Annotated in this window: 15 protein-coding genes; 13 read left to right on the forward strand and 2 right to left on the reverse strand. The window is 43.5% G+C overall.

Annotated features, from left to right (window positions below; translation table 11 throughout):
• The first annotated feature begins 3 nt into the window (after positions 1 to 3).
• Both BMX56_RS12675 and BMX56_RS12680 read left to right on the forward strand, forming a co-directional pair.
• On the forward strand, positions 4 to 1,359 hold the full coding sequence (locus BMX56_RS12675; RefSeq protein WP_090647580.1) for a Gfo/Idh/MocA family protein: 1,356 nt from the start codon (positions 4 to 6) through the stop codon (positions 1,357 to 1,359).
• A gap of 6 nt (positions 1,360 to 1,365) precedes the next feature.
• The gene (locus tag BMX56_RS12680) at positions 1,366 to 2,415 is read left to right on the forward strand and encodes a DUF6807 domain-containing protein (protein ID WP_218152412.1); all 1,050 of its coding nucleotides are present in this window, start codon (positions 1,366 to 1,368) and stop codon (positions 2,413 to 2,415) included.
• Positions 2,416 to 2,486: 71 nt separating this feature from the next.
• Here the strand turns inward: BMX56_RS12680 and BMX56_RS12685 are convergent, their stop codons facing one another.
• Positions 2,487 to 3,602 carry a trans-sulfuration enzyme family protein gene (locus BMX56_RS12685; protein ID WP_090647590.1) on the reverse strand — a complete coding sequence of 372 codons (1,116 nt, stop codon included), beginning with the start codon at positions 3,600 to 3,602 and terminating at the stop codon, positions 2,487 to 2,489.
• Between the two features lie 99 nt (positions 3,603 to 3,701).
• Between BMX56_RS12685 and BMX56_RS12690 the strand changes: the two genes are divergently transcribed.
• The 11 genes from BMX56_RS12690 (at position 3,702) to BMX56_RS12740 (ending at position 17,607) form a co-directional block, all read left to right on the forward strand.
• Positions 3,702 to 4,223: a hypothetical protein gene (locus BMX56_RS12690; protein WP_090647595.1), complete on the forward strand. Its 522-nt coding sequence runs from the start codon at positions 3,702 to 3,704 to the stop codon at positions 4,221 to 4,223.
• A 208-nt stretch (positions 4,224 to 4,431) separates the two neighbouring features.
• On the forward strand, positions 4,432 to 5,628 hold the full coding sequence (mqnE, locus tag BMX56_RS12695) for an aminofutalosine synthase MqnE (protein WP_090647599.1): 1,197 nt from the start codon (positions 4,432 to 4,434) through the stop codon (positions 5,626 to 5,628).
• Positions 5,629 to 5,751: 123 nt separating this feature from the next.
• Positions 5,752 to 6,369, forward strand: a complete 618-nt coding sequence (locus tag BMX56_RS12700; protein WP_090647603.1) for a histidine phosphatase family protein — start codon at positions 5,752 to 5,754, stop codon at positions 6,367 to 6,369.
• A 15-nt stretch (positions 6,370 to 6,384) separates the two neighbouring features.
• Positions 6,385 to 7,134, forward strand: coding sequence for a menaquinone biosynthetic enzyme MqnA/MqnD family protein (locus tag BMX56_RS12705; RefSeq protein ID WP_090647607.1), 750 nt, complete (start codon positions 6,385 to 6,387; stop codon positions 7,132 to 7,134).
• 203 nt (positions 7,135 to 7,337) lie between these two features.
• Positions 7,338 to 7,775 (forward strand): DUF5990 family protein, encoded by a 438-nt coding sequence (locus BMX56_RS12710; protein ID WP_090647611.1) that lies wholly within the window; start codon positions 7,338 to 7,340, stop codon positions 7,773 to 7,775.
• Positions 7,776 to 7,915: 140 nt separating this feature from the next.
• Positions 7,916 to 8,416, forward strand: coding sequence for a DinB family protein (locus tag BMX56_RS12715; RefSeq protein WP_090647619.1), 501 nt, complete (start codon positions 7,916 to 7,918; stop codon positions 8,414 to 8,416).
• A gap of 198 nt (positions 8,417 to 8,614) precedes the next feature.
• Positions 8,615 to 9,220: a TetR/AcrR family transcriptional regulator gene (locus BMX56_RS12720; protein ID WP_090647628.1), complete on the forward strand. Its 606-nt coding sequence runs from the start codon at positions 8,615 to 8,617 to the stop codon at positions 9,218 to 9,220.
• 337 nt (positions 9,221 to 9,557) lie between these two features.
• On the forward strand, positions 9,558 to 10,694 hold the full coding sequence (locus BMX56_RS12725; RefSeq protein ID WP_090648054.1) for an efflux RND transporter periplasmic adaptor subunit: 1,137 nt from the start codon (positions 9,558 to 9,560) through the stop codon (positions 10,692 to 10,694).
• A gap of 151 nt (positions 10,695 to 10,845) precedes the next feature.
• Positions 10,846 to 14,061, forward strand: coding sequence for an efflux RND transporter permease subunit (locus BMX56_RS12730; protein ID WP_255369830.1), 3,216 nt, complete (start codon positions 10,846 to 10,848; stop codon positions 14,059 to 14,061).
• Between the two features lie 105 nt (positions 14,062 to 14,166).
• Positions 14,167 to 15,591, forward strand: a complete 1,425-nt coding sequence (locus tag BMX56_RS12735) for an efflux transporter outer membrane subunit (protein ID WP_090647639.1) — start codon at positions 14,167 to 14,169, stop codon at positions 15,589 to 15,591.
• A gap of 261 nt (positions 15,592 to 15,852) precedes the next feature.
• A complete protein-coding gene (locus tag BMX56_RS12740) occupies positions 15,853 to 17,607 on the forward strand; it encodes a beta-N-acetylhexosaminidase (RefSeq protein ID WP_090647644.1) in 1,755 nt (584 codons plus the stop codon).
• 113 nt (positions 17,608 to 17,720) lie between these two features.
• Here BMX56_RS12740 and BMX56_RS12745 read toward each other — a convergent pair whose 3' ends face one another.
• Complete coding sequence (locus BMX56_RS12745; protein ID WP_090647651.1) at positions 17,721 to 18,062, reverse strand: hypothetical protein; 342 nt, start codon at positions 18,060 to 18,062, stop codon at positions 17,721 to 17,723.
• Positions 18,063 to 18,263 lie beyond the last annotated feature (201 nt).

Here is an 18,263-nt window from a genome sequence, read left to right on the forward strand (position 1 = left end):
AGTATGGAAAACTCTCGTCGTACATTTATAAAACAGGCTGCTATAGCAGGAGCAGGCGTATTGATCACTAAAAACGCGTGGAGCGCCAAAAGCTACAAACGCATTATTGGTGCTAATGACCGTGTTCGGGTTGGTGTTGTCGGCTTTTCCGACAGGCATAAAAGTTCGCACATCCCCAGCTTCATGAATCATTATAAAGAGCTTAATTTCGAAGTGGTTGGCGTATCCGACATCTGGAAAAACCGCCGCGAAGAAGGTGCCGCTGTATGGAAAGAAAAAATGCAGAACGATGTAAAGGCGTACCGCAATAACGAGGAGATGTACGATAGCAAAACCGTCGACGCGGTATTTATTAGTACGGCCGATTTTCAGCATGCACGCCATGCAATTGAAGCTGTTAAAGCAGGGTGTGATGCGTATGTGGAAAAGCCATTTGCCGAAACTATGGAGGATAACCGCGCGGCGCTTAAGGCCGTTAAGGAATCTGGAAAAATAGTGCAGATAGGATCGCAGCGCAGGAGCGGAGATAATTATCACGCTGCCAATGATTTTATCCGCTCGGGTAAGTTTGGGCCTATTACCATGGTCGAGCTTACCTGGAACGTTAACCAGCCGGGCCGCTGGCGCCGGCCCGAATTACTTAGTAAGTTAAAAGAAGAAGATACCGACTGGAAACGCTTTATCATGAACCGGCCATACGAGGCTTTCGATCCGCGCAAATATTTGGAATATCGCTTATTTTGGCCATACTCCTCCGGATTGCCCGGCCAGTGGATGAGCCACCAGATTGATACAGTACATTGGTTTACCGGTTTGAAGCACCCGCGCAGCGTTGTTGCCAACGGCGGTATTTATATGTGGAAAGATGGCCGCCGCAACTGGGATACCATTTTGGCTGCCTTTGATTATGGTCCGCTGGATGATCTGTCAACCGGTTTCCAGGTTACCTTTGGTTCGCGCATGCATAACGGAGATGAACATCCCGCCGAAATCTACTATTCCAACGGAGGCGAACTAAACCTGATCACCAATAAAGTGTCTCCAAAAGGCGGGCTCACAGAAAAAATGGCTGCCGCTATGGGCATGAAAGCCAACCTGCTGCCCGAGATTGGCCTGGCAAATACACAACAGGTTGTAGCATCGGCCAACACCGGCGGCGATGTGCTTACTTCAAACCATGTGCGCAACTGGATGGAATGCGTACGCAGCCGTAAGCAACCCAATGCTCCGGTGGAAGCTGGGTACAGCCATTCTATTGCCAATATCATGACCAATGCGGCGGTACACACCGGTGTTAAGGCAACGTTTGATGAAAGCACCCAGGAAGTAATGGCAAACGGTAAAGTTTTTAAATATTGATAAGTAATGATGATAAATACTTTAAAAAAAACAGGTTTAATGATAGCCTCAATAGCTTTTGCCACAGGTGTAGCCGCTCAAAAAAGCGAGCCGGTAAAGGTTGTAGAGTCAAAAAAGGAACGTAAGGTAGATGTGTTTATCGGCGGTAAGCCGTTTACAAGTTTTCTGTACCCTGATAGTCTTGAGAAACCGGTTTTATATCCTTTACGCACAGCTAATGGAACTGTTGTTACCCGTGGCTTTCCGCTTGATCCAAAGCCCGGGGACCCAACCGACCATCCACATCACATAGGCCTTTGGTTTAATTTTGAAAACCTGAACGGACTGGATTTTTGGAATAACTCCTATGCCATTCATAAAGAGAAAAAGAATTTGTACGGCTGGATCCGTACCGACAAGGTGCTGGAAACCAAAAGCGGCACAACCGGCGTATTGGCATACCATGCAAACTGGACTAACCAGCAAAAAGATGTCATTTTAGAAGAAACCACCCGTTTTGAATTCAGCGGAACAGCCAATCAGCGCATTGTAGATCGTATTACTACACTAAAAGCCAGTGTGGATGCAACTTTTACCGATGCTAAAGACGGCCTGCTTGGCCTGCGCCTGGCTCATGACCTGCAGATGCCTGCTACTGAAGACCAAAAATTTACCGATGATAAAGGCAATGTAACCATAGTTAAAGCCGGTACCGATAAAGTGGCCAACGGCAATTACTTAACCAGCGCTGGCAAAACAGGTAACGATGCCTGGAGCAGCCGCGGCGTATGGTGCAAGGTTTACGGTAAAATGGGTGCCGATTCGGTAGGTATCGCTATTATAGATCATCCTCAAAATCCTAATTATCCCACATTTTGGCATGCCAGGGGTTATGGCTTATTTGCGGCTAACCCTTTAGGTGAGAAGATTTTTACGAATGGTAAATCGGCAAAGAATTTGCATTTAAATAAAGGCGAGGCGGTGACTTTTCGTTTTCGTGTAGTTATCAGTAATGGCGGGCAAACCATCAGCAGCGGGCAGCTTAATGAGATGGCAGCAGAATATGGGAAGAAATGATTTTTTAATTTATTACGACAAACCGCGCGGACAGGCGTCTCGCTAAATGCATATGGCAGTAAAAGCAAGCCTTAACTCAGGGCTTGCTTCAAATCCTCCACCAAATCATCAATATGTTCCAACCCAACTGAAACCCGCAATAAGTTAAATGGCGTTTTTGTATCTGGGCCTTCCATCGTTGCACGGTGCTCAATTAAACTTTCAACACCTCCCAGGCTGGTTGCCCTGGTAAATATTTTTAATTTATTGATGATATTGTGCGTATCATTTTCATCACCCTTAACAATAAAGGATAGCATACCACCGAAGGCAAGCATCTGTTCTTTAGCAATTTCATGCTGTGGATGCGATGGCAGTCCGGGATATAATACTTGTTCTACTTTGGGGTGCCGTTCTAAAAACTCAGCTAACAATTGCGCATTGTGAACATGGCCCTTAACACGGTAGGGCAGGGTTTTAATACTCCGTACCAGCCAGAAACAGTCGGTTGGGGAGGGGATAGCGCCGCCCATTTCCTGTACCTGGCGTATTTTGGCCCACCAATCGTTTTTTCTGGCGGTAATTAATGCGCCGCCCATCAGGTCGCTGTGGCCTCCAAAGTACTTAGTGGCCGAGTGCATTACCATATCGGCGCCCAAAGCCAATGGTTGCTGGCAAATAGGAGTGGCAAAAGTATTGTCAACCACTACTTTAATTTTGTTCGCCCTGGCAAAGGCAACTACTTTTTTTATATCGGTGATCTTGAGCAGTGGGTTTGATGGCGTTTCAACCCAAATCACCCCGGTTTCGGGCCTGATGTGTTGGGTTAAAACTTCGATATCATTAACATCAACAAAATCAAAGGTTAAAATACCCGCAAATAGGTTTTTAAGCTGATTACGCAAGCCGTGGTACATGTCATCAGGGCAAATAATGTGGGTACCCAGAGCCAGCGACTGAAATACCGACATGCCCGCCGCGTTACCCGATGAAAATGACGCTGCATCGGCGCCACCCTCTAATTTGGCTATAACATTTTCAAGCAAGGCCCGGTTAGGGTTCGATGCCCTGCTGTAAATATGCCCGCCTGGAAAACTACCATCTTCGTCACGCTCAAAAGTGGTCGACATAACAATAGGTTGTATCACGGCTTTTGATGATCCGTCTACATGGTTGCCTGCGTGTATGGCTATCGTTTCAGTTTTCATTATGTTGATGATGTTGTTGTGCCTTCAAAGTAAATAAGATTATTTGTAATGTGTTGTAGCAGGCCGTGTAAATTTTGCGTAATTGTTAAAAAATATAACATGAAAAACCTGCACCTGCTTACAATCGCTCTGTTATTATTAGTCACTGCCTGTAAAAAAGAAAACATCGCCAAACAAAGCGAATATGATGCCAGCTATAAAGCCTGGATAAGTTTCAAAAACAGCAGCAAAAACTCATATTCCTATACAACAACCTTTGGCTCGTGGGTAGGTTTTGGTGTAACCATCAAAGTAGCTGTAAGCAATGGTAAAGTTGTTTCGCGTGATTACATTAAAGTACAATCCCGTAACGATGGCACCAATAACGCTGATACCGTTAAAGCCTGGCATGAAGATGCTGCCACCATAAACTCGCACCCAAATGATGCAGCCAATGCACTTACGATAGATGACATTTACTTAAAGGCCCGTACCGAATGGCTTAAAGCTGATGCCGCAACCAATGATATCATATTTGAAGCAAAAAACCACGGCCTTATTTCCGACTGTGGTTATGTGCCGCGCAATTGCGCCGACGATTGCTTTAGAGGGATAAGCATTACAGCCATAACCGCTTTGTAAGCTAAAGGCCGAAAGCTATTCCAATTCTTGTTTTAAGCTTTTTGCTTTCAGCCTTTAGCTTTCGGCTTTCCCCAATTAGTTTTTGCTTTCAGCCTTCGGCTTTAAGCTTCCCCCCCCCCTCATAATCTTATTGTAAAGATGCCCCTTGCTTTAGGCCCTGGGCTTTAAGCTTTCCGCTTTTTTAGTACATTTGTTCAAAGTTTTTTGAATGGAAGCTGAGCATAATTTACAGTTATTATTACAAAACCCCGACCTGCCTGCTGATTTAAAGCATATTGCCGAAAAGGTACAGCGCAGCGAAAGGATCACCTTTGATGAAGGTGTTACGTTATATGAGCAGGGCGACCTGGGTTATCTTGGTGTTTTAGCCAACTACATCCGCGAGAAGCGCCATGGCGATAAAACTTATTTCAACCGTAATTTTCATATCGAGCCCACCAACCTTTGCGTTTACGATTGCAAATTTTGCTCGTACTCGCGCCTGCTTAAGCAAAAAGCCGAAGGCTGGGAGTATACCATGGACGAAATGTTTAACATGGTAACCAAATATGATGACGAACCGGTAACCGAAGTACATATTGTAGGTGGCGTATTGCCGCAATATGATGTGCCTTTTTACCAGGAGCTTTTCGGCCGCATCCGCGCTCATCGCCCGGAATTGCACATTAAGGCATTAACACCGGTTGAATACCATTACATATTTAAAAAAGCCAAAATTGATTATGCCACCGGTATGAAATTGATGATGGAAGCCGGTTTAGGCTCGATACCGGGCGGTGGAGCCGAGATCTTCCACCCCGAGGTTCGCGACCTGATTTCAAAAGATAAATGTACCGGCGACCAATGGCTGGCCATACACGAGGAATGGCATAAACTGGGTGGCCGCTCAAACGCCACCATGCTTTACGGACATATCGAAAAATTTCATCACCGGGTTGATCATATGGAACGCTTACGCCAGCTGCAGGATAAAACAGGCGGTTTCCAAACTTTTATCCCGCTGAAATTCCGCAACCAGGATAACCAGATGTCGCATGTGCCTGAATCAACTGTTGTTGAAGATTTGCGTAATTATGCTGTCGCGAGAATCTACCTGGATAATTTCGATCACATTAAGGCCTATTGGGCTATGATTAGCCGTACCACGGCGCAGCTTTCGCTTAATTTTGGAGTAGATGATATTGACGGTACGCTTGACGATACCACCAAAATTTACTCGATGGCAGGCGCCGAAGAGCAGCACCCCGGCATGAGCACCAAACAACTGGTGGAACTGATTAAGCATGTAGGCAGGTACCCTATAGAGCGCGATACGCTTTATAACGTAGTTACCGATTACAATGATTTTGAATTTCCTGAAACCCAGCCCAAACCGCAATATTACAAACTGCCGGTAATAAACTAAGCTTAAAGCAGAAGGCTAAAAGCTGAAAGCAAAAAAGAAGGAGAAACATTGTGCTTTCAACATAATTAATACGACAACAATAACAAAGCTTTAAGCCTTATGCTTTCAGCTTTCAGCTAAAAGATGCAAAAAACCTTATACATAGTACGACACGGCCAAACCGAATACAACAAGTTGGGAATTATCCAGGGCAGGGGCGTTGATACCGACCTGAACGACGAGGGCCGCAAGCAGGCTCAACAGTTTTTTGCGGCTTATAAAGACGTACCTTTCGATAAAGCATATATATCTGCACTAAAACGTACAAAGCAAAGCATTCAGCCTTTTTTGGATGGGGGATTGCCATTTGAAAAGCTTCCGGGCCTTGATGAGCTGGCCTGGGGTATTCATGAAGGTCAGCTACCCACGCCGGAAAATAAAGCAGCCTTTTTGCAAATTATGCGCGATTGGCTGGATGGAAAATTGGATAGTAAATTTGAAGGCGGCGAAAGCCCTAACGAAGTAGAGATCCGTCAGCGCGAGGCTTTGAAGGTGATCATGAGCCATCCCGAAGAAAAAACCGTACTGGTTTGCATGCATGGCCGCGCCATGCGTTTATTGCTTTGTATTTTAACAGGCAAGCCACTAAGCGAAATGGATAACTTTCCGCATCAAAATTTGGTTTTATACAAAGTTGTTTATAATGGCCAACAATTTGCTATTGTAGATTTTAACAATGCCGAACATTTAAAACAATCCTGAAAGAGAACGTTTCTTGTGAAAAAGATCAGAATATCAGCAGTAAGCTACACTAATACCAAACCCTTTATATACGGCCTTCAACATACCGGTTTTGTAGATAAAATAGAACTAAGCCTTGACACCCCGACTGATTGTGCCCAAAAACTCATTGATGACGTGGCGGATATAGGCCTTATCCCCGTGGCGGCCACGTTAAGCCTGCCCAACTGGGAAATAGTATCCGATTACTGCATTGGTGCCGTAGGCGCGGTAAACTCGGTTTTTATATTTAGTAATTGCACGGTACACGATATTAAATACCTGCAGCTTGATCCCGAATCGCGCTCATCTAACAACCTGGGGCGTGTACTGCTTAAAAACTATTGGAAAATAAGTCCGGAGTTAATTGAGGGTGCTCCAAACTACAGCCTATCGACCGAACCAAACACGGCTTTTGTTCAAATTGGCGACCGCACCTTTGGCAAAAAAGACCAGTATAAATATGTATACGATTTGGCCGAAGAATGGCAAAAGTTTACCGGCCTGCCGTTCATGTTTGCAGGCTGGATAGCCAACAAACCAATCCCGCATGATTTTATGCAGGAATTTAACGCCGCCCTGAAATACGGCCTCGACCATAGGCAGGAGCTGTTCAAAGAGTTGCCTATGCGCGATGACTTTGATATTGTTGATTACCTGATGGTAAAAATTGATTTTGATTTAACCGAAGGGAAGAAGAAGGCGCTGTATATGTTTTTGGACTACATAAAGCGATTGAACGATTAGCGGTTTTGTCTGAATCAGAATTTACAGAATCAAAGAATTAACAGAATTAAAAAGCTAATTCGGAAATTCTAAAAATTCGCTTAGTAATTCGAGTTCAGACAAATTGAATGATATCAAAATCACGCTTAGAGATCAAAGATATAGTTCGCGATTTCAGTATCTTAACCGTTGTTTATTGATACTAACCAAAATCTGATAAAACCATGGAACTATCGCTTCATATCATCCTCGAAAAGCCTACCGCCGGGGTCGCTTTTGGTTTACAAAAGGGATCGGGCAATAAATATGAAACTGTACAAATCCAAAAAACTGATTCGGGCGACCTGAATTTTTATTTAACGGTAACCACAAAAGGGGACAGGCTTAAAGATGTTTTGCCAAGGTTTGGCGGGCCATTTATACAAGGCCCATACATGGGCAACTTTATTTACCTCGATATCGGCACGCTGGCCGGGCAGATTAGCCCCTGGAACAGGAGGCTCAAAATTCCGATGGCCGGAATAACCTGGGAGATCATCGATCAGCTAAATGCAGATGCGGCGTTAATGCTTAAAACAAACGTAGCCGGAACAGCCAAAGACGGCAGCCCAAATTGTGCTACAGTAAAGCCATTTAATGGCTGGCAGGTAGTTTCAAAATAATCTATTGTTAAGTCAACGGCACTAAGTCGGAAATCATAAGGCTATCTCATTTCTGTGCTTGCAACTTGTGACATTGGGCTGAAGAATAGGCGTCAATTTATCGATGACACAACCTTATATTTATCAAAATAAATCCTAATATGGAAATTCAACAGGAAACAACCACAGCTTTATTCATTAAAATAGCCACATCAAACTGGGAGTTGCAAAACACCCGCCTTAACGCCTTACTTGATAAACTAACCGACGAGCAAATTGCCGGCTTCACAGCGCCCGACCGTAATAGCGGCACCTATCTTTTAGGGCATTTAACCGCGGTAAGCGACGGCCTTTTTACCTATTTAGAACTTGGCGAGCGTCTTTACCCGCAGATGGATGAGATATTCCTGAAAAACTCCGATAACTCCGGGCTGGAAAAACCGCCGATAGCCGATATCAAAGCTGCCTGGCACAACGTAAACACCACCCTCAAACAAAAATTTGATGCCATGCAGCCCGAAGACTGGTTTACCAAACACAGCGCCATCCCTGCCGAAGATTTTGCAAAAGAACCCCATCGCAACAAACTGAATATCCTCATCAACAGAACCGTTCACCAGGGCTACCACATGGGGCAACTGGCCTATTTGGTGAAAAAGTAGATAGCCCCTCCAAACCTCCCCTGAAGGGGAGGCTTTAAGAAAAGCCTCTTCGCAAATCAAAAAGTTCCCCCTTCAGGGGGTTAGGGGGCTTCCTCCTGACAATTCCATGATCTCAATTTGACAAATGGATGGTACTATGCCTAAATAAACAGCTGTATATTTGCTTAACGCTGTTAAATGATTTAAGGCGTAAATAAAATGGCCAGTAAAGAACGTATTCAACGCTTAAAAGACGAAACCAGGATAAATATCCTGAATGCCGCGCTCCAAATTGTTAAAGAGGAGGGATGGCAGGCTTTAAGTATGCGTAAAATTGCCGATGTAATTGAATACACCGCACCTATCATATATGAATATTACGCTAATAAAGAAGCTATTTTGCTGGAACTTGCCCGCAAAGGCTACTTATTATTAGCTAAAGACCTTAGGACAGCTCACGAACAACACTTGCTGCCAGAAAAACAACTGGAGGCTATGTGGCTTGCCTACTGGAATTTCGCCTTTGCCAACAAAGAGCTTTACCAGATTATGTTTGGCGTTACTACCAATTGCTGTTGCGACGAGATAAACAAGCTGGAAGAATCTGTGATGCCCTGGGACCTGTTCACCGATGTAATTGGCAAGGTGATGCGTATTGACAATCCCGAATCGGATGTTATTTGCACTAAATATTACACTTTTTGGTCTGTTGTACATGGGTTGGTGTCTATCAACTTATTGCGGCGCGGTTCATCAGACGATATCAATCGCCAGGTATTAATGGATGCTATTACCGGTATCATCAGGTCGATAAAACCTGAGTAATTTTTTGCTTCGAAAATAACATCGTTAAATAATTTAACAGTGTTAAATAAAAGTAAACTCAACAACAAATAAATAATAAAACAACTATGGATATCAACTTTTACATAGCGTTACTAAACAGTGTTAAGTCATCAAACACAAAACGCGGCAACTATTTAGCTACAAAACGTTAGCTCAGTTAGTAATCACCACCGATAGCCTTAAAAACAAAGGTTATCATTTCAATAAAAATCACACATATATCAATTCAGCAATGAAAACAATTAACTCAACATATATCTACCAGCCGCAAGGCAACAAAATGAATCACAATCTATCACCCTCAAAATTAAGTATCATGAAAATTATCCCATTAGCGCTTTTAGCACTCACATTATATGGTTGCTCGCCCAAGCCGCAAACGCAGCAGGCACCGCCACCGCCGGCACTACCTGTTGCCGCAATAGCATCGGGCACACAAACTACTTACCAGGAATATCCTGCATCTATTGAAGGTACCGTTAACGTAGAAGTTCGTCCGCAGGTAAACGGTACTTTAGACAAGGTATTTGTTGACGAAGGTGCTTTTGTAAGCGCCGGCCAGCCCATATTTAAAATAAATGAGCAGCCTTACCGCGCAGCCTTAAACAACGCCCTGGCCAGCTTACACGCGGCCGAAGCAGCAGCAGGTAACGCGCAACTTGAAGTTGACAAGCTTACACCGCTGGTTGAAAACAAGGTAGTATCTGATTACCAGTTAAAAACCGCAAAAGCCAGCCTGCAGGTTGCTAAAGCCAATATCGAATCGGCTAAGGCAAATGTGTCAACCGCGCAAATTAATTTAGGCTATACCTTAATAAAAGCACCGGTTAGCGGTTATATCGGTCGTTTACTCAAAAAACAGGGAAGTCTGGTTACTCCGCAGGATGTGGAAGCTTTAACCCAATTGTCTGATGTGCATGATGTGCATGTTTACTTCTCTTTGGGCGAAAAAGATTTCGTAGCCTTTAAAGAACAGTATCCCGGTACTACTTTAAAAGAAAAACTACAGCACTTGCCTACGGTATCATTACTACTAGCAGATGGCAGCCAATATGCCAAACAAGGTAAAATAGACGTGATAGACGGCCAGTTTGATAAAAACACAGGCGCTATTACCATCAGGGCAAACTTTGCCAATCCCGATGGTTTGTTACGTGCCGGTAATACAGGTAAAGTACGTTTAAGCTTACAACATACGGATGCATTGATAGTGCCCGAGTCGGCTACTGTCGAAATGCAGGATAAGGTGTTTGTTTTCGCACTTGCCGATAGCAATAAAGTGAAAAAAGTACCTATCAACATTGTAGGCAAAAGCGGCGAAAACTACCTGGTTAAAGATGGCCTTAAAGCCGGCGACCAAATTGTACTAAGCGGCATGGACCACTTAGCCGAAGGTATGGTAATAGCACCTCAAAAAGCTACTGATAAGGTTGCTGCTGTAGTTAATAAATAAGAATCAAGAGTTAGGATTTAGGTAAAAGGCTAAAGGCCAAAGGTGAAAGGTTTAATTGGTAGCCGTTTGTATCGTTCAATTACGAAATGATAGGTGGCGTCTAATAAATCCGAAATCGCACTTCCGAAATCCGAATTAAAAAATTAAAATCATGTTTCAAAAATTCATAGAAAGACCGGTACTTTCAACCGTTATCTCCATATTATTGGTGATAGTAGGGGTACTTGGTTTAACAAAACTGCCCTTAGAGCGGTTCCCGAATATCGCTCCTCCGGCGGTATTGGTATCGGCTGTTTACCCGGGCGCTAATGCCGAGACTATTTTGCGTTCTGTTACGCCTTCGTTAGAAGAAGCGATTAACGGTGTGGAAAATATGACCTATATGACATCTACCGCCAGTAACGATGGTACATTGGGTATCACCGTTTACTTTAAACAGGGTACCAACCCCGATCAGGCAGCTGTAAACGTTCAAAACCGTGTTTCGCAGGCTACAAGCCAGTTACCGGCCGAGGTTGTTCAATATGGTATAACCACAACCAAACAGCAAAACAGCTTCATTGGTGCTATGGCCATCTACTCAGAAGATCCTAAAAAATACGATCAAACCTTTGTGGCAAACTATGCACAGATTAACATTGTGCCCGAAATTAAACGTATCACGGGTGTAGGTTCGGCCAGTATATTTGGTGGTATTAAGGATTACTCTATGCGTGTTTGGCTTAATCCTGCGCAAATGGCAACTTACAAAGTTACACCCGCCGAAGTAATGGCAGCTATACAGGACAAAAACCTTGAAGCCGCGCCTGGTAAATTTGGTGAGCGCAGTAACGAGGCATTTGAATATGTAATTAAATATAAAGGTAAGCTTACCAAACCAGAGGAATATCAGAATATCGCTATCCGTGCAAACGCAGATGGTTCTGTATTGCATTTAAAAGATGTAGCCCGTGTTGAACTGGGCGCCTATTCCTATAATAGCGTAAGTAACCTGAACGGGCACGACGGTATTATTATTGGTATCATACAGTTGTCGGGCTCAAACGCCAACCAAATTCAGATTGAGATTGATAAGCTGATGGTTAAGTTATCTAAAGATTTCCCGGCAGGTATCAAATACAATCAGTTTTATCGTACCAAAACCGATCTTGATGAATCAATTAACCAGGTTGAACATACATTGGTAGAGGCTTTTATACTGGTGTTCATCGTAGTGTTTATATTCCTGCAGGATTTCAGGTCGACATTGATTCCGGCTATAGCTGTTCCGGTGGCCATTATCGGTACGTTCTTCTTCATGAACCTGTTTGGTTTCTCGGTTAACCTTTTAACCCTGTTTGCCCTGGTGCTGGCCATAGGTATTGTGGTGGATGATGCTATTGTGGTAGTGGAGGCCGTGCATGCCAAAATGGAGCACGACCCAAGCCTAACCCCTAAGGCAGCAACTACCGAGGCTATGCACGAAATTACAGGCGCTATTATATCTATTACGCTGGTTATGGCTGCCGTGTTTTTACCGGTTAGCTTCATGGTGGGCTCAACAGGTATATTTTACCGGCAGTTTGCCTTAACTATGGCTATAGCTATTATTATATCGGCTGTTAACGCTTTAACCTTAAGCCCTGCACTTGCCGCTTTGTTCTTAAAGAACAAACACAGCGCAGATGGCCATGACGCACCTAAAAAAGGCTTTGTAGATAAATTTTATGCAGGCTTTAATGGTGGTTTTAATTATATGACCAACAGGTATGTAGGAGGCTTAAAATTCCTTATCCGTAAAAAGTGGCTGAGCATAGGTGGATTGGTGTTGGTAATAGCAGCTACCGTTTACCTGGTAAACAGAACAAAAACGGGCTTTATTCCAACTGAAGACCAGGGCTTTGTGGCCATTGCTGTTAGCACGCCATCCGGTACATCATTAAGCGGTACCAATAAAATCTTTAAACAAGCCGAAGATCAGCTGAAAACTTTACCGTCGGCAAGGTTTGTTACCGCATTGTCTGGTTTTAACTTTTTAACCCAATCCAGCAGTCCATCTGCCGGTGTAATCTTCCTGTTATTAAAACCAAATGAACAGCGGGGAGCAGTTAAAAATATTGACGAGATACAGAACATTGTTAGAGGAAGATTAGGCGGCATACCTGGCGGTACTTTCTTTGTGTTCAGTTTTCCAACGGTGCCAGGTTTTAGTAACGTAGAAGCCTTGGATGTGGTATTGCAGGATAAAACCAACGGTAAGCTGGATAAATTTAGTGGTGTTGCCAATAATTTTATAGGAAAGCTGATGCAGAAACCAGCAATAGCTTATGCCTTTACATCTTATAAAGCAGATTATCCTCAGTTGCAATTAGAAATTGATGACGAAAAGGCCGGTCAGTTGGGCGTAAATGTTAAAGACATTTTACAAACTATGCAGGCGTATTTTGGTACAGCTCAGGCGTCAGATTTCAACCGCTTTGGTAAATACTACCGCGTGGTAGTGCAGGCTGATACTGCCGATAGAACAGATCCTTCGGCAATTGACAGGGTATTTGTTAAAAACAAAGCAGGCGAAAATGTACCTATCAATACACTGGTTAAATTAACCCGTGTGTATGGTTCAGAAACGGCTTCCCGTTATAACCTGTTCAACTCTATCGAGATCAACGCTATCCCAAAACCGGGTTATAGTTCTGGTGATGCCATTAAAGCTATACAGGAAACAGCACAGGAACAATTGCCTACCGGCTTTGCCTATGAGTTTGCTGGTCAAACCCGTGAGGAGATTGCTTCGGGCGGTCAGTCGGCTATTATCTTTATGCTTTGTTTGGTGTTTGTATACTTCTTATTATCAGCACAATATGAAAGCTATATATTGCCATTGGCTGTTATCCTTTCAATCCCTACAGGTATTTTAGGTGTGTTTGTGGTATTAGGTTTAACCGGTATCGAAAACAACATTTATGTACAGGTGGCTTTAATCATGCTCATTGGCTTGTTAGCCAAAAATGCCATCCTTATTGTAGAGTTTGCGGTACAGCGCCGAAAAGCGGGGCATGGTTTAATTGAATCGGCGATTGAAGCTGCAAGGCTGAGGATACGCCCAATCATCATGACGTCGCTGGCTTTCGTATTCGGTTTATTCCCGATGAGTATTGCCACAGGCCCATCAGCACAAGGTAACCACTCTATTAGTATAGGTGCAGCCGGAGGGATGGTTTCAGGAGTAATTTTAGGATTGTTCATCATCCCGGTATTGTTTGTGATATTCCAGGGATTACAGGAACGAATCAGCGGTGTACCATTGGCCGTGCTGAATGGTGACGGGCCAGGCCACAAAAAAGGGCACGCAATTGATCCTAAAAAATTGGAACTACAGAATAATTAATCTTTGAGAATCAAGAATCAAGAGCCAGGAATCCAGACTTTAAAAAGTTGTTGAAGCCGTCTTGATTCTTGACTCTAATCTCTTGATTCTATTAATATTAAAAAAATGAAACGTTATATAACTCCATTAGCTTTTGTATTACTTACGGCCTTTTTAAGCGCTTGTAAAGTATCAAAGGATGTGGAAACACCCAAACCAGAGCTGCCGGTTGCTTTCAGGAGCGCCACAGCCATAACCACTGCCGATACCAGCAGCATAGCCGATATACAGTGGAAGAATTTTTTTACCGACGCGACCCTGCAAAAGCTGATTGACAGCGCCATAGCAAAAAATTATGACATGCAGATAGCGGTCAAAAATATTGATGCAGCACAGTTACTGTTTAAACAGGTAAAATGGAATTATGTACCCGAGGTTGCACTAAATGTAACGGCAAGCAGCAGCCGCCCGAGCGATAACAGCCTCAACGGATTAAGCATTAAACAGTATGGCTTAAGTACCAAACACATTGAAGATTATTCAGCAAACCTTGCCCTTTCGTGGGAGGCCGATATCTGGGGCAAAATCCGTAACCAAAGCCGCCAGGCACTTGCAGAATACCTGCAAACAGCCGAAGCAAAAAAGGCTATTCAAACCAATATCGTAGCAAACGTATCGCAAGGTTACTATAACCTGCTGATGCTTGATGCACAATTGGATATAGCTAAAAAGAATGTTAAACTGAATGACAGTACTATCCGGATCATCCGGTTACAATATGATGCCGGCCAGGTAACTTTACTGGCAGTACAACAGGCCGAAGCACAGCAGCAGGCAGCTGCGCAGTTGGTACCACAGTTTGAAAGGAACGTAGCTGTACAGGAAAACGCTCTTAGTATCTTGGCAGGCAAATTGCCGGATGCTATCGAACGCAATGGCACATTAAATGATGTTAAATTCCCCGAAACGCTAACTGCCGGGGTTCCATCGGCCATCATCAGCCGCAGGCCCGATATCAGGACACAGGAACTGGCTTTAACTATTGCCAACGCCAAAGTCGGCATTACCAAATCTGAAATGTACCCGGCTTTAAGGATCACCGCAAGCGGTGGCGTTAACTCCTTTAAGGCCAGCAATTGGTTTAATATTCCAGCTTCGTTGTTTGGTATAGTTGGCGGTAGTGTTGTAACTCCATTACTGGAGCACAAACAATTAAGTACTACTTACAAAGTTGCACAAATTGACCGCGAAAAAACGGTACTGCAATTCAGGCAATCGGTTTTAAATGCGGTTGGCGAGGTATCTGACGCCCTGGTTAAAATTGAAAAGCTAAAACAGGAGCAAGCCATAGCTGCAAATCGTGTAAAAACCCTGCAGCAAGCTACAACAAACGCCAGCATGTTATTTAAAAACGGCCTGGCTAATTACCTGGAAGTAATAACAGCCCAGGGCAATGTATTGCAAGGTGAATTAGCACTTGCTACCATTAAAAGAGATGAGCTAAGCGCTACTGCCGAACTTTACCGTTCATTAGGTGGCGGATGGAAGTGATTTGGTAAGTAGTTGATTAAGTTGATTAGGAGGGTAGTTTAGCTTTATCAGCTTATTGCCAAATATTCGGGGCCGGTCGTATTTAATACGACCGGCCCCTTTTCGTAGAGGGGTATAATTGCGTCCCTCGCGTTTATGTCTACGCCATGTGTTTAAATAAAGCAGCCAGGTGCCCAAATTCAGATATTACAAATAAATTACCTCGATTTAGCATAAAATCGCTATCATAGCGCAACCCCAATAATTTTGACTTGTTTTTTAATGAAATATAAATTCTTAATAGCGCTGCTTCTTATATCCGGATACCTGAAAGCACAAAATTTAAACATCATTCCTCAGCCACGGTCGGTTGTAAGTGGTTCCGGGCAAATCAGCATCAATAATCACTCGACAATTAGCTTAAGCGATACTTCATTAACCACTTTGGCTATTTACTTTCAAAAGGAATTATTTAAAGCAAAAGGTTTATCACCTGCTATAAACAACGGTGATTTAAAAAGTACCGTTAAACTCGTTTTAACCAACACAAACCAAACTATAGGTGCATACGCACTAAAAATTACGCCGGAGCAGGTAACCATATCATCTTCAAATAAAGAAGGTGTTTTTTATGGCTTGATATCGCTTTTACAACTTATTAAAGATCATCCTAAAGAAGGTGATAACCTTACCCTCGCATCAACCGATGCAACAGACGCCCGTGAGTATCAGAACGTAAGCCTTGCATCCACAGAAATAACCGACGCGCCCCGTTACCAATGGCGTGGTTTAATGCTCGACGAATCGCGGCATTTCTTTGGCAAGCAAAAGGTTAAGCAGATTTTGGATTGGATGGCTTATTACAAGCTCAATAAATTCCACTGGCATTTGACAGATGTGCAGGGCTGGCGCATTGAAATAAAAAAGTACCCCAGGTTAACGTCGGTAGGTGGGGTGGGTGATTACAGCGATACATCGGCAGAGGCCATTCCGATGTATTATACCCAAAATGATATCAAAGAAGTGGTTAATTACGCTGCTCAGCGCTTTATAACAGTGATACCGGAGATTGACATGCCCGGCCATGCAACCGCCGCTAATAAAGCCTACCCCGAATATTCGGGTGGGAGTGTAGCCGGTTATCCAAATTTCACTTTTAACCCGGCCAAAGAAGAAACTTACCAGTATTTAGCCAATGTTATTAAGGAAACAACTGCTCTGTTTCCATCAAAAATGATACATCTGGGGGGCGATGAGGTTGTTTTGGGTATTAAAGCATGGTCGTTAGATACGGCCATTGCCCGGATGATGCAGAATAAGGGTTTTGCTGATGTTGGCACGCTGGAACGCTACTTTTTTAAGCGGATGACCGATACTGTAACCAATATGGGCAGTAAGATTCTGGCCTGGGACGAGGCCACCCAAACCGACTTGCCGACTGGGAAAACCATCATTTTTTGGTGGCGGCAAAATTTGCCGGGCCAGCTAAGTCTTGCCTTGCAGAAAAATTACCAGGTGGTATTATGTCCTCGCTTGCCGCTATATCTCGATTTTTTACAGGATGGCACACACGTTTCGGGGCGTAACTGGAAGGGTGTATTTAACCGGTATACAGATATCTATAACTTTCCAGACAGGCAATTAAATGCAGATCAGCTTGCATCAAACCAAATCATCGGCGTGCAGGCAAATATCTGGACAGAGAAAATAGCATCAGAAAAACGCCTGGACTTTATGCTCTTTCCACGGATTGCCGGCCTGGCCGAAGCTGGGTGGACTGCGCCTGAGGTAAAAAACGAGGCGGCATTTAATGAACGGGTACAGGCAGGCTTAAAAAACTGGGATGCGGCCGATATTTATTACTTTAACCCTTTCGATCCGCAGGCCCACCCAGAGGCAGTTGATTTTGCACCTGTAATCAGGAAAACTCCCGTAGCCGAAAAACATGGCCGTCACTATAAAGCACATTCAAAAGCATCAAAGAGGGGAAATAAGATATCGGCAAAATCTCATAAATCGACATCCAAATCGACCTAAAGTAAACCCCGTAAAAAAAGGAAATAGCCTGCTGGTTACTTCCTTTATATTGTTTATTCCCGATTAGCAGTAGCTTTGAGCTTTTCGCCTTTTGCTTTGAGCTTACTCCGGTTCTACCTATAGGTTGACAGGTGGGTAGTTTTGATGCTTAGCACAAAAGATTTTCCAACGCTTATTTTAACGTTTTTGTCTAATAACATAGCCTTAACAGCATCATCGCCTTTGATGGCCTCAAAAAGATCGCGCGCCACGGCCGATCCGCTAATGTTGTTGGTAACCTTGCCGTTTTCCATATTGATATTGAACGTGTAGCCCGATTTTCCACGATCGCCGGCAGATTCAAAATCGGTAATGTTCAGTTTGAACTGCTGATCTTCAGTCAGGCTTTTCTTCAAATGCAAACGGATAACCGGCATGTACCTTTTCCAGGTAGTTAAATACTTTCTTTCTTCCATGATATGCTTATATATAAATAAAGCCCCTGTAGGTATTCGTTTACAGGGGCTTTTAAGATTTTTAAGAACAGGAAAACCATATATCCTGATCTTATTTTATGTATGTAATTTGTTGTTTTGAAACAGGGATAATTAGGGACAGCTACTCCCGCGAATAATATTACCGCATAACAATTCAAAGCTACCTAAATTAAAGTATAC

The sequence above is a fragment of the Mucilaginibacter sp. OK283 genome (assembly GCF_900110415.1).
Taxonomy (GTDB): Bacteria; Bacteroidota; Bacteroidia; order Sphingobacteriales; family Sphingobacteriaceae; genus Mucilaginibacter.

Bases quoted from the DNA above. Each gene is read 5' to 3' on its own strand.
- BMX56_RS12730 (WP_255369830.1), top strand. From the start codon at position 10,846: ATGTTTCAAAAATTCATAGAAAGACCGGTACTTTCAACCGTTATCTCC.
- mqnE (WP_090647599.1), top strand. From the start codon at position 4,432: ATGGAAGCTGAGCATAATTTACAGTTATTATTACAAAACCCCGACCTG.
- BMX56_RS12740 (WP_090647644.1), top strand. From the start codon at position 15,853: ATGAAATATAAATTCTTAATAGCGCTGCTTCTTATATCCGGATACCTG.
- BMX56_RS12685 (WP_090647590.1), bottom strand. From the start codon at position 3,602: ATGAAAACTGAAACGATAGCCATACACGCAGGCAACCATGTAGACGGA.
- BMX56_RS12710 (WP_090647611.1), top strand. From the start codon at position 7,338: ATGGAACTATCGCTTCATATCATCCTCGAAAAGCCTACCGCCGGGGTC.
- BMX56_RS12720 (WP_090647628.1), top strand. From the start codon at position 8,615: ATGGCCAGTAAAGAACGTATTCAACGCTTAAAAGACGAAACCAGGATA.
- BMX56_RS12725 (WP_090648054.1), top strand. From the start codon at position 9,558: ATGAAAATTATCCCATTAGCGCTTTTAGCACTCACATTATATGGTTGC.
- BMX56_RS12675 (WP_090647580.1), top strand. From the start codon at position 4: ATGGAAAACTCTCGTCGTACATTTATAAAACAGGCTGCTATAGCAGGA.
- BMX56_RS12700 (WP_090647603.1), top strand. From the start codon at position 5,752: ATGCAAAAAACCTTATACATAGTACGACACGGCCAAACCGAATACAAC.
- BMX56_RS12745 (WP_090647651.1), bottom strand. From the start codon at position 18,062: ATGGAAGAAAGAAAGTATTTAACTACCTGGAAAAGGTACATGCCGGTT.
- BMX56_RS12690 (WP_090647595.1), top strand. From the start codon at position 3,702: ATGAAAAACCTGCACCTGCTTACAATCGCTCTGTTATTATTAGTCACT.
- BMX56_RS12680 (WP_218152412.1), top strand. From the start codon at position 1,366: ATGATGATAAATACTTTAAAAAAAACAGGTTTAATGATAGCCTCAATA.
- BMX56_RS12735 (WP_090647639.1), top strand. From the start codon at position 14,167: ATGAAACGTTATATAACTCCATTAGCTTTTGTATTACTTACGGCCTTT.
- BMX56_RS12715 (WP_090647619.1), top strand. From the start codon at position 7,916: ATGGAAATTCAACAGGAAACAACCACAGCTTTATTCATTAAAATAGCC.